The organism is Klebsiella sp. CD33, assembly GCF_051992865.1.
Lineage (GTDB): Bacteria > Pseudomonadota > Gammaproteobacteria > Enterobacterales > Enterobacteriaceae > Klebsiella > Klebsiella pneumoniae.
This window is the reverse complement of the sequence record NZ_CP197023.1, coordinates 1,615,063-1,626,402: the sequence shown is the minus strand read 5'-3', so window position 1 is coordinate 1,626,402 and position 11,340 is coordinate 1,615,063. Positions and strand designations below refer to the sequence as shown.

The 11,340-nt window shown below is 57.7% G+C and carries 11 protein-coding genes and 1 tRNA gene; 8 read left to right on the top strand and 4 right to left on the bottom strand.

The genetic code is table 11. From position 1 onward, the window contains the following. Window positions 1-44: 44 nt before the first annotated feature. Complete coding sequence (gene rplY, locus ACR809_RS08150) at window positions 45-329, top strand: 50S ribosomal protein L25 (protein ID WP_002912979.1); 285 nt, start codon at window positions 45-47, stop codon at window positions 327-329. Between the two features lie 58 nt (window positions 330-387). Here rplY and ACR809_RS08145 read toward each other — a convergent pair whose 3' ends face one another. Continuing rightward, the gene (locus tag ACR809_RS08145; RefSeq protein WP_002912983.1) at window positions 388-1,275 is read right to left on the bottom strand and encodes a LysR family transcriptional regulator; all 888 of its coding nucleotides are present in this window, start codon (window positions 1,273-1,275) and stop codon (window positions 388-390) included. 104 nt (window positions 1,276-1,379) lie between these two features. Here ACR809_RS08145 and ACR809_RS08140 point away from each other — a divergent pair, with 104 nt between their 5' ends. Further along, the gene (locus ACR809_RS08140; RefSeq protein WP_060175997.1) at window positions 1,380-2,666 is read left to right on the top strand and encodes a serine hydrolase domain-containing protein; all 1,287 of its coding nucleotides are present in this window, start codon (window positions 1,380-1,382) and stop codon (window positions 2,664-2,666) included. An 18-nt stretch (window positions 2,667-2,684) separates the two neighbouring features. Here the strand turns inward: ACR809_RS08140 and ACR809_RS08135 are convergent, their stop codons facing one another. Further along, on the bottom strand, window positions 2,685-3,281 hold the full coding sequence (locus tag ACR809_RS08135; RefSeq protein ID WP_122051180.1) for an NUDIX domain-containing protein: 597 nt from the start codon (window positions 3,279-3,281) through the stop codon (window positions 2,685-2,687). A gap of 82 nt (window positions 3,282-3,363) precedes the next feature. Here ACR809_RS08135 and ACR809_RS08130 point away from each other — a divergent pair, with 82 nt between their 5' ends. Further along, the gene (locus ACR809_RS08130) at window positions 3,364-4,125 is read left to right on the top strand and encodes a DeoR/GlpR family DNA-binding transcription regulator (RefSeq protein ID WP_014343355.1); all 762 of its coding nucleotides are present in this window, start codon (window positions 3,364-3,366) and stop codon (window positions 4,123-4,125) included. A gap of 19 nt (window positions 4,126-4,144) precedes the next feature. Here the strand turns inward: ACR809_RS08130 and yejK are convergent, their stop codons facing one another. Then, entirely contained in the window at window positions 4,145-5,152 is a 1,008-nt protein-coding gene (gene yejK, locus ACR809_RS08125) for a nucleoid-associated protein YejK (RefSeq protein WP_004144267.1), read from the bottom strand. A 186-nt stretch (window positions 5,153-5,338) separates the two neighbouring features. Between yejK and ACR809_RS08120 the strand changes: the two genes are divergently transcribed. The 5 genes from ACR809_RS08120 to eco all read left to right on the top strand — a co-directional run bounded on the left by ACR809_RS08120 (window position 5,339) and on the right by eco (window position 9,458). Further along, window positions 5,339-5,566, top strand: a complete 228-nt coding sequence (locus tag ACR809_RS08120) for a YejL family protein (protein ID WP_004195346.1) — start codon at window positions 5,339-5,341, stop codon at window positions 5,564-5,566. Window positions 5,567-5,584: 18 nt separating this feature from the next. Next, window positions 5,585-7,345, top strand: a complete 1,761-nt coding sequence (gene yejM, locus ACR809_RS08115) for an LPS biosynthesis-modulating metalloenzyme YejM (protein ID WP_002912990.1) — start codon at window positions 5,585-5,587, stop codon at window positions 7,343-7,345. Window positions 7,346-7,421: 76 nt separating this feature from the next. Next, window positions 7,422-7,498, top strand: a tRNA-Pro gene (locus tag ACR809_RS08110). A 184-nt stretch (window positions 7,499-7,682) separates the two neighbouring features. After that, window positions 7,683-8,792, top strand: coding sequence for an AI-2E family transporter (locus ACR809_RS08105; protein WP_002912992.1), 1,110 nt, complete (start codon window positions 7,683-7,685; stop codon window positions 8,790-8,792). A gap of 174 nt (window positions 8,793-8,966) precedes the next feature. Next, entirely contained in the window at window positions 8,967-9,458 is a 492-nt protein-coding gene (eco, locus tag ACR809_RS08100; protein ID WP_004175048.1) for a serine protease inhibitor ecotin, read from the top strand. A 66-nt stretch (window positions 9,459-9,524) separates the two neighbouring features. On the opposite strand, the gene mqo is transcribed toward eco, so the two are convergent. Then, on the bottom strand, window positions 9,525-11,159 hold the full coding sequence (gene mqo / locus ACR809_RS08095) for a malate dehydrogenase (quinone) (RefSeq protein WP_002912994.1): 1,635 nt from the start codon (window positions 11,157-11,159) through the stop codon (window positions 9,525-9,527). Between the last annotated feature and the right edge of the window lie 181 nt (window positions 11,160-11,340).

Genomic DNA, 11,340 nt, shown 5'->3' with positions numbered 1-11,340 from the left:
TTGCTGGGTCGCCTGTAGCAGGCTTTATATATAGAGAGACATCAATGTTTACTATCAACGCAGAAGTACGTAAAGAGCAGGGTAAGGGTGCGAGCCGCCGCCTGCGCGCAGCTAACAAGTTCCCGGCAATCATCTACGGTGGCGAAGCTGCTCCGGTTGCTATCGAACTGGACCACGACAAAGTATGGAACATGCAGGACAAAGCTGAGTTTTACAGCGAAGTTCTGACCGTCGTTGTTGATGGCAAAGAAGAAAAAGTCAAAGTTCAGGCTGTTCAGCGCCACGCGTTCAAGCCGAAACTGACTCACATCGACTTCGTTCGCGCGTAATCGCCGATAGCAAGTTGTATGGCAAGCGCCCCGGGGTCTCAGGCTCCGGGGCGTTTTGTTATCTGCGCTGCCAAAGCTCCGGCGCCTCGTGCACGATGTCGCTAAGCATCCGATGCTTATTCATTCCGGGCAGCCAGAGCATCACCATAGTGACGTTCAGCCCCTGACTGCCGACCTCCGTCGCGATTTCACTGACTCCCTGCCACTCGCCTGGCCGCAAATGGTCCGGTAAAAACCCCCAGCCCCTCCCCTGCTCCAGCGCATGGCGCAACAGGGTAATCTCATTCATATACAGCGTATGGCCGGAAATCTGCAGCCGGCGGGCGATTTGATCGTCACTGCGCCGGTGCATCACTAACTGCGGCGTCAACGAAAGATTCAATAGCGTCAGCGGCCGCGGAGCGTCGTGGAACAGGCTGTCCGCCGCGTAGAAACGCAGATCCACGGTGCCGAGCGCCCGCCACTCCATTTCGCTCCCCAGCGTGCGGTTGTTAGCCTGACAAATCGCCATCTCCGCCACGCCATCGCTCAGCGCCTGCTCGGCTTCGCGACGCGAGGCGCTCCAGCAGCTCAGGCGGATCTGCCGTCGGGCCAGGTTATCGGCCAGCGCACAGAGAAATTCACGCGGCACGAAGGGATCGTACACCAGACGCAGCGCCTGCCCGGCGGTTTGCGGCAGCGTTTGCGCAAAAGACTCGAAAGCCTGCGCCTGACGCAACAGCAGATGCGCCTGGCGAAACAGCTGCTCGCCCTCGGCGGTTAGCGTCAGGCTACGTCCTTCACGGCTGAACAGCCGGTAGCCCAGCGCATCTTCCAGATAGTCCAGCAGATCGCGCAGCGTGGTCCGGTCTTTAGCTAAACGAATGGCCGCCTGCGACAGGCTGCCGGTCTCAGCAATCGTCGCGAAGGCTTCAATCTGTGCGAATGAATACTGTAGGGTTTTCATCCTTTTTCTCCCTTAAGGGGGAAAATCCCCCATGTGCTGATTTTAGCCGGCGCGCGCCGATTTATATACTGCGCAGCGAATCTATGGCAAACGAGGAAATGACAATGATAAGAAAACCACTGGCCCTGGCGTTAATATTGGCGGCGCTGCCGGCGGCGGCAATGGCGCAACACTGCGGCAGCCTGACGCTGGATGTCTGCCCAACGCCTTACGATCAAACGCTACCCGCGGCCAAAGACATGCTCAGCTGGGATCAGACTTCACGCGTGATTGGCTTTCGCAATGACTATCGCAACTATACCGGCGATGTCTTCCGCCACGGCGCCTCGACGCCGCTGGAGCGCGCTGAAAAACAACTGACCGATGCCCGCTATACGCTCAACGGCCACACCTGGAATTTGCAGGATTACCTGAAGCGCGAGAACGTCAGCGGTATGCTGGTGCTGAAAGATGGTAAAGTCGCCTGGAAATATCTCGCCGAAGGTAATACCGACACCACCCTGTGGACCTCGCGCTCGGTAGGCAAATCGGTGGTCTCGACGCTGGTCGGTATCGCCATTCAACAGGGTAAAATCCACTCCCTTGATGACCTGATTACCGTTTATGAACCCGAACTGAAAGGCACCGCCTGGGACGGCGTAACGCTGAAGCAGTTGATTCAACACACCAGCGGGGTGGAATGGAATGAAGACTACACCGACCCGCAGTCGCATTTCGCCCGCCTGACCCAGTGTGAAGCGCAGCCCGGCGCCTATGCCTGCGTGCGTAAGATCGTCACCGGCCTGGCGCGTCAACACCCGGCGGGCGAGCAGTGGTCCTACTCTTCCGGCGGCGCCTGGCTGCTTGGGGATATCCTGGAGCGCGCCACCGGCATGTCGCTGGCCGCCTGGCTTGAACAGGCTCTATGGCAGCCGGCCGGGATGGCCCACGACGGCGTGTGGCATGCTTATCAGCAAGGGAAGCACGACGTCGGCGCCCACGGCTTTAACGCCACCCTTGAAGACTGGGGCCGCTTTGGTGAATTCGTCGCCCGTGACGGTCGGTTAAGCAATGGCAAACAGCTGGTGCCGGCTGGCTGGTTCGATCAAGCCGCCAGCTGGACCAAGGCGCTAAACTCGGTCTCGGCAGCGCATCCGGAGGGTATTTACGGCTATCAGTGGTGGAATAACGCGATTCCGGCGAATGCGCAAAACGTCCAGCCGACGCCGCAGGAAGGGCTTAAAGGGTCGCTGTGGGCGCTGGGGATCTACGGCCAGGTGATCATGGTGAACCGCGCGGAACACCTGGTGATCGTCCAGTGGTCGACCTGGCCGCAGGCGGAACCTTCCTTCAACGCTCAGCCGTTGGAAGCGGCGCTGATGTACAGCGCCATTGCCCGCGAGCTGCGTTAACTCCCCGCTCCTTGCCGCTCAGCCGGCGAGGAGCGTGTCGGCATTCAGCGCCAGGTGTTGCAGCAGGATAATGGTTTTAGCATCCATGATCTCGCCATCGCTAATGGCCTGCAGCGCCCGCGTCAGCGGCCACTCCAGTACTTCAATGTCCTCACCTTCCGCCGCCAGTCCGCCGCCGTCGCCCCGACGGTCATCGGCCTGATATTCGGCGATAAAAAAGTAGAGTTTTTCGGTGACGGAGCCGGGGCTCATAAAGACGGTGAAGACGGGTTCGACACGGGTCACGCGAAAGCCGGTCTCCTCTTCCGCTTCGGCAACGATCCGCGCCTCCGGCGAGGCGTTATCCAACAGCCCGGCAGCCGCCTCAATGAGATATCCGTCGTGGCCATGAGTAAATACCGGAAAACGGAACTGACGGGTCAGGACCACCGTCCGCTTTTCCCGGTTGTAGAGTAAAATGACTGCGCCGTTGCCCCGGTCATAAGCCTCGCGGCTCTGCTCCTGCCAGCGACCGTCCCAACGCAGCAGTTCGAAGGTATATTTTTTCAACGTGTACCAGTTATCCGAGAGCAGCGTCTCGCGAACGTGGCGGACGTGCGGTGCATGTGTTTGCATGTTATTTCCCCTTTGAGGTGACAGCAGGCACCATAACATGCATAATCGTGCACAAACAAGATCATTCGATGAAGGAAAACCGATGCTCGCCAGTCAGAGAAAACAGCAGATCCTCCAGATCCTCACCGAGGAAAAACAGGTGATGTCCGGGGAGCTAAGCCAGCGGTTTAACGTCTCCGAGGACTCCATTCGCCGCGATCTGCGCGAGCTGGCGGCGGAGGGAAAACTGCAGCGGGTCCATGGCGGGGCATTGCCGGTATCCGCCGCCATTGCGCCAATTGAAACGCGCAAAAGCGTGCAGATCGACTCCAAGCAGGCGGTCGCCCGCGCCGCCGCCGCCATGATCCAGCCGGGACAGGTGGTGATTGTCGATGGCGGCACCACCACCGCGGCGATGATCGGCTTTTTACCCGCCGACCTCAGCTGCACGGTGGTCACCCACAGCCCTGGCATCGCCGTGGCGCTGGTGGACCACCCGCGAATCGAGGTGATCCTGCTCGGCGGCAGAGTATTTAAACATTCGGTTGTCGCCGTCGGCGCCGAGACGCTGGCGGGAATGGCGCGGATCAACGCCGATCTGTTCTTTATGGGGGTGACCGGCGTCCACCCGCGGGCGGGTTTCACCACCGGTGATTACGAAGAGGCAGGCATCAAGCGCGCGCTGACGGCCAGGGCGGCAGAAACCGTGGTAATGGCCTCCCGGGAAAAGCTCAACGCCGCGTCGGCCTTTGCCATCGGCGAGCTGAGCCTCGCCAGTACGCTGATTGTCGATGGAGAACCCGACGCCGCGCTGCGCCAACAGTTGGTGCAGAGCGGCGTGGAGATCGTCCCCGTTCAGCGGTAGCGCCGACGGGGCGCAGGGCTTAATTGCCGCCTGACGTCCGGCGCTGCAGCTGGTCGCGCAGGTTCGGCGGGGTACCCTTAATGGTCAGGGTATCAGTGGCGGGATCCCAGAATACGCGTTCGCCCAGCAGCATGGCGTCGAAGTTAATGGTCAATCCGCCGCCGCTGCCGGCAAACTTGGTCAGCTGACGTAAGGTGCTGCGATCCGCCGGGAAGCTCTCTTCCAGCTCATAGCCCTGCTCAGCGGTGAATTCCTGGAAGCTCTTTTCGCTGACGCCGGCGAGCTCTTTGGACAGCGACTCCAGCTCAATCTCTTCCCCAGCCTGCAGCTGTTCGTTGCAGTAGGCGTAGACCTGCTGGCGCACGTTCTGTCGCTCGGATTTATCAAGCTGGGCATCGGCGGCGAAGTCATCCACCGCCTGCAGCAGGCCGCGGTTCTGCGCTTTGGCGTTAAGCCCTTCGCTGGCGCCGAGGAAATCCATAAAGAAATCGGCCACTTTGCGCCCTACCCGCCCTTTCAGGAAGGTCAGATAGCGGGTCGACTCCGGGTTGGTTTCCCATTCGGTGAGATCGATGCGCGCGACGATATCGGCATGGTTAATATCCAGATAATGGGTCGAGCGGATATCCAGCTCTTCGTTGACGCGCATACTGCTCAGGTTATTGAGTACCGCCACCAGCAGATACTCGACCGCAAGGTAACGATACTGGCAGAAGAGGACAATGCCTCCTTCGGCGAACGGGTATTTCGCCAGCTCATCGCGCAGGCGACCGGTCGCCGCGCGGCTAAACGCCAGAAACTCTTCTTCCCCCTGACGCTGCAGGCGCAGCGCCTGGGCCAGTTCGCTCTCTTCATTGAACAAGCCATAGGCTTTGCTTTTGGCGCTATAGACCCGGTGCAGTTCAGCCATCATCTCGACGACCGTCGCGTTCGGCTCCAACAGTGACTCGCGCAGCACCAGCTCCAGATTTTGTTCATCACGTTTGATTAACTGATGCAGGGCAATCTGGTCGATATCCAGACTCATGTTAAACTCTCCTTTTAGACCGGGCGGTATTCAACCACCGCCGGGTGGCCGACGCAACTGGCGCCACACATTTCGACGTCGTTAACGTCGATTGATGCGCTTTTGCGCCGCGGCGAAAAAATGCGGAAAAAAAGCTGCTGCTACGGTAATATGTTGCCCTTTCACGAACAAACAGATTTTGAGTTTATGCCGCAAATTTCCCGCTATAGCGATCAACAGGTCGAACAGTTGCTCAGCGAGCTGACGAACGTCCTGGAATCACACAAAGCCCCGGTGGACCTTTCACTGATGGTGTTAGGCAATATGGTGACCAACCTGATCAACAGTAGCGTCGCGCCGGCGCAGCGTCAGGCCATCGCCCGTTCTTTCGCGCAGGCTTTGCAATCTTCGATTAACGACGATCCAGCGCATTAAGGATAACAGCAACAGTATATGGTGACTCTACGTCAGCCCTACCGAGAAAAAGTCTCCCAGATGGTTAGCTGGGGGCACTGGTTCGCCCTGTTCAACATGTTGTTGGCCATGGTGCTCGGCAGCCGCTACCTTTTTGTCGCCGACTGGCCGACGACGCTTGCCGGACGACTGTTTTCGTACGTCAGTCTCGTCGGGCATTTCAGCTTTCTGGTGTTTACCAGCTATGTGCTGATCCTCTTTCCGTTGACCTTTATCGTGGTCTCGCAGCGCCTGATGCGCTTCCTGTCGGTGATCCTTGCCACCGCCGGGATGACGCTGCTGCTGATAGACAGCGAGGTTTTTACCCGCTTCCATCTGCACTTAAACCCGGTCGTCTGGGAGCTGGTCATCAACCCTGACCAGAATGAGATGGCGCGCGACTGGCAGCTGATGTTTATCAGCGTCCCGGTCATCTTCTTGATTGAAATGCTCTTCGCCACCTGGAGCTGGCAAAAGCTGCGCAGCCTGACGCGCCGCCGCCATTACGCCCGCCCGGTCGCCTGGTTCTTCTTTTTGTCGTTCGTCAGCAGCCACCTGGTCTATATCTGGGCGGACGCCAATTTCTATCGCCCGATCACTATGCAGCGGGCGAATCTGCCGCTCTCCTATCCGATGACCGCCCGTCGTTTCCTTGAGAAACATGGCCTGCTCGACGCCCAGGATTATCAGCGTCGTCTGGTGGAGCAAGGGGCGCCGGAGGCGGTATCGGTCCAGTATCCGCTTAGCAACCTGCGCTACCGTGACCTCGGCGCGGGCTACAACGTGCTGCTGATCACCGTCGACAACCTGAACTACTCGCGGTTTGAAAAGACCATGCCGGCGCTGGCGGCATTTGCCAAAGAAAACGTTAACTTTACCCAGCATATGAGCTCGGGCAATACCGCCGACAGCGGCCTGTTTGGCTTGTTCTACGGTATTTCGCCTGGCTATATGGACGGTGTCCTCTCGGCGCGTATTCCCGCCGCGCTGATCACCGCCCTCAACCAGCAGGGCTACCAGCTGGGCCTCTTCTCCTCCGATGGGTTTAGCAGCCCGCTGTATCGCCAGGCTCTGCTCTCCGATTTCTCGCTGCCGAGCGCGAAGACCCAGAGCGACGAGCAAACGGCCAATCAGTGGATCGGCTGGCTGGACCGTTACGCGCAGGATGAGAATCGCTGGTTCTCGTGGATCTCGCTCAATGGCACCACCCTCGACGACACGCAGCAGCAGGGCTTTGTCCGCCGCTACAGCAAGGCGGCTGGCGACGTTGATGCCCAGATCGATCGGGTGCTGACTGCGCTGCGCGAAGCCGGCAAACTCGATAATACGGTGGTAATTATTACCGGCGGCCACGGCAAGCCGCTGAATGCGAAACACGACGCGTTCGACTGGTCGCGCGAGCAGCTGCAGGTGCCGCTGGTTATTCACTGGCCGGGCACGCCGGCGCAGGAGATTGCCACCCTGACCGATAACAAAGATGTGATGACTACGCTGATGCAGCGCCTGCTTCACGTTTCGACGCCGGCCAATGAGTACTCGCAGGGAGAAGATCTGTTCAGCGCCGCGCGGCGTCGTAACTGGGTCACCGCGGCCAACGGCGATACGCTGGCCATCACCACCCCGACCATCACCGTGGTCCTCAACCATAACGGCACCTATACCACCTGGAGCCGCGACGGCGAGAAAATTAAAGATCAGAAACCGCAGCTCAGTCTGTTGCTGCAGGTCCTGACTGACGAAAAACGCTTTATCGCTAACTGATTGATTAATTATGAATCAATCGCGCGTGACCCGCTTGCATTCGCCTGGGGAACGGGTAATATTGTTCCCCACGCGTCGGCACGTAGCGCAGCCTGGTAGCGCACCGTCATGGGGTGTCGGGGGTCGGAGGTTCAAATCCTCTCGTGCCGACCAAAAACTCCACAGAAACCAGCCTTTTAAGGCTGGTTTTTTTATGCCTGTTTCCCCTGTTGCCGCCCGCTCGCTTAATTTGTGCCCTTTCTTCAATGTATCGTGAAGATGTACGACTATCCTGATGGTAAATTACGTCGTAGCATCTATTATTCGACCGTATGACTCATAAGCAGGAGCGGATAACATGAGAGTTAATGGACTTACCAAGGGATTTTTCATCCTTATCGTCTTCATTGTAACCCTGGCCTTTTTTGATGTTCTCTCACCCTATTATTCCGCCATCCTTTGGGCTGCGATCCTCGCGGTGATTTTTAATCCGGTCAAAAACAAGATCCGTACCCGCCTCGGCGAGCGCAATGGCCTCGCGGCGCTGATGACCATCGTCATTATCTGTCTTATCGTTTTTACGCCGCTGGCTATCATTCTCTCCTCGCTGGCCTACGAGCTCAACCTGGTGTACAGCAAACTGCAGCATAACGACACCCAGTTTCCGACGGTGGTCGCCAGCCTGTTCGCCCATCTTCCCGGCTGGGCCAGAAGCTTCCTCGCCGATCATAACCTTGATAGCGCGCAGCAGATCCAGCAGCAGCTCTCTGATGCCGCTCTGAAAGGCGGTCAGTATCTGGCCGGCAGCGCGTTTCTGATTGGCAAAGGGACTTTTGGCTTCACCGTCAGCTTCGGCATCATGCTGTATCTGCTGTTTTTCCTGCTGAAGGATGGACCTTATCTGGTGCTGTTGATCCTCGAGTCTCTACCGTTATCAAGCTATGTGAAGCAGCATTTGTTCGCTAAATTCGCCGCTGTGGCCCGCGCCACGGTAAAAGGTACCGTCGCCGTGGCGCTGGCGCAGGGGGCGCTGGGTGGCTTTGCCTTCTGGATCGCCGGTCTGGACGGCAGCATTCTCTGGGGAGCGCTGATGGCGTTTCTGTCGCTTATCCCGGCGGTGGGCTCGGCCATTATCTGGGTGCCAGCGGCCATCTACCTCTTCGCCACCGGCCAACTGTGGCAGGGCGCCTTTATCGTCGGCTTCTTTGTGATTGTGATTGGCCTGGTGGATAACATTCTGCGTCCACTGCTGGTGGGCAAGGATACCAGGATGCCGGACTATCTGATCCTTATCGCCACTCTGGGCGGCATGGAGATCTACGGTATCAACGGCTTCGTGATCGGGCCGCTGATCGCCGCCCTGTTTATCGCCTGCTGGAACCTGCTGTCGGGACGAGAACATGCCGGCAATACCGATGAAATCGATGAAGAGTTTATTGAGGAAGCGAAAAATAGCCGTAATGAATAGCTTTCCCGGCAGGGGGCTGGCGGCCCGCCAGCGCCTCTGTTGCGCTCTGCGCGGCCGATGTCTTACCAGTAGATAACACTATTCATTTTGCAAAAATTGGTAAATAAATCTTAACATTCAGCTGAGTGATGATAGGCTATCTCTGTCAGGAACGAAAATAAAGGATGATCAACCGTGAAAAAAATCACTACGCTAGCCGTTTCTCTGCTGACCGCCGCCTGCATGTCCGCTGGGGCATTGGCCGCAGACCAGCCGCTGGAAAAAGTCGCGCCGTTCCCGAAAGCGGAAAAAGGCATGAAGCGTCAGGTTATTCAGCTGCCGCAGCAGCAGGATGAGTCGGCGCTCAAGGTTGAGCTGATGATCGGCCAGACGCTGGAAGTCGACTGCAACCATCATCGTCTCGGCGGGGAACTGGAAAGTAAAACCCTGGAAGGCTGGGGCTATGATTACTATGTCTTTGAGAAGCTGAGCGGCCCGGTATCCACTATGATGGCCTGCCCGGACGGCAAAAAAGAGAAGAAATTTGTCACTGCCGGCCTCGGGGATGACGCCATGCTGCGCTACAACAGCAAACTGCCGATCGTGGTATACACGCCGAGCAATGTCGATGTGAAATATCGCATCTGGCGCGCCGACGAGACTATCGGCAACGCCGTCGTCCGCTAAGGCGAACAGCGCAAACGGCAATAAAAAACGGCAGCCCGCAGGCTGCCGTTTTTGTCAGAGCGTTTATCAGAGCGCGATATCCGCCATCGGCTTGCCGCCGCTCAGCGGCTTCAGCTCCGCCTGCGGTACCTCATCCACCGCCCCGGCTGGCTCATATTTCAGTTCCAGCACTTCACTGGTCCACGCCAGCGCTTTCTCGATCTCCGCCGGGTTGCCGTCAAGACGAATACCGTAGGTTGGGATGATCGCCTTCAGCTTGGCCTGCCATTCCGGCGAATTGACTTTATCTTTAAACACTTTCTCCATTAGCTGCAGCATGATAGGCGCCGCGGTGGAGGCCCCTGGCGACGCGCCGAGAAGCGCCGCGACGGTGCCTTCATCATCGCTGACCACTTCGGTGCCCAGGCGCAGTACCCCGCCCTTCTTCGCGTCGCGCTTAATGATCTGCACGCGCTGACCGGCCTGCCACAACCGCCAGTCCTCTTTCCGCGCTTCCGGATAATATTCGCACAGCGCGGCCAGACGATCTTTATCTTTCTGCATCACCTGGCTAATCAGATATTTTACCAGATCGAAGTTGTCCAGGCCGACGTTGAGCATTGGCAAAATATTTGAGGTATTCGTCGAGGCCAGCAGATCCCACAGCGAACCGTTCTTCAGGAAACGGGTCGAGAAGGTGGCGAATGGTCCGAACAGCACCACGCGTTTACCGTCGATAATACGGGTATCGATGTGCGGCACCGACATCGGCGGCGCGCCCACTTCGGCCTGACCGTAGACCTTCGCCAGATGGTGGTTCACCACCTCCGGATTTTCGCAGACCAGGAACTGGCCGCCGACCGGGAAGCCCGCATACTCTTTGGCCTGCGGAATGCCGGTCTCCTGCAGCAGGGTCAGCGCTGCGCCGCCGGCGCCGATAAAGATAAATTTGGCTTTAATGACCCGCTTCTGACGACGATTGTCGGCATCCGCCAGGGTGACCGTCCAGCTCTTGTCGGCGTTGCGCTTGAAGCGACGCACCACGGTGCCCAGCTGTAGGGAGAAATTATCATGCTTTTGCAGACCGGCGATCAGCTGGCGGGTAATTTCACCATAGTTGACGTCGGTTCCCACTTCTGAGCGAGTGGCGGCGACCTTTTGCAGCGGGTCGCGGCCTTCCATCACCAGCGGCGCCCAGGCTTTGATCTGCTGATGGTCTTCAGAATAGCGAATACCGCGGAACAGTTCACTTTGCTGCAGCGCCGCGTAGCGCGCACGGAGGAAGTTGACGTTATCTTCGCCCCACACAAAGCTCATGTGCGGCACGCTGTTAATGAAAGATTTTGGTTTGTTCAGGACGCCGCGCGTCACCTGATGCGCCCAGAACTGACGCGAGATATGGAAGGCTTCGTTGATGTCGACCGCTTTGTCGATATTGATGCCGTTGGCGGTCTGCGGCGTGTAGTTCAGCTCCATCAGCGCCGCGTGGCCGGTACCCGCATTATTCCACCCGTTTGAGCTCTCTTCCGCCACGCTGGACATCTGCTCAACCATGGTAATAGACCAGTCTGGCTCAAGCTCCTGCAGCCAGGTTCCCAGTGTGGCGCTCATAATGCCGCCGCCAATCAACAATACATCCGTCTCTTGCTCATGGCGGGTGTTGGTCCGAGTGCTGTTGGGACCAACCGCCTGTGAGCGTGGTACGGCCATCTTTTTATTCATCGGATTTGAGCCTTACTTTACTCGCTGTTTTTATTTAGCGCAGGTGATACGATTCTCACCCCTCACGTTACCACCGAAGCTCAAAAATTTAAATATTGTTTAAATTTTAAGTTCTGTTTTGAGATCCGTTATAAAAATGTTTAATAAATGTATACACCAAATCACTTTTTGTACTGGTGCG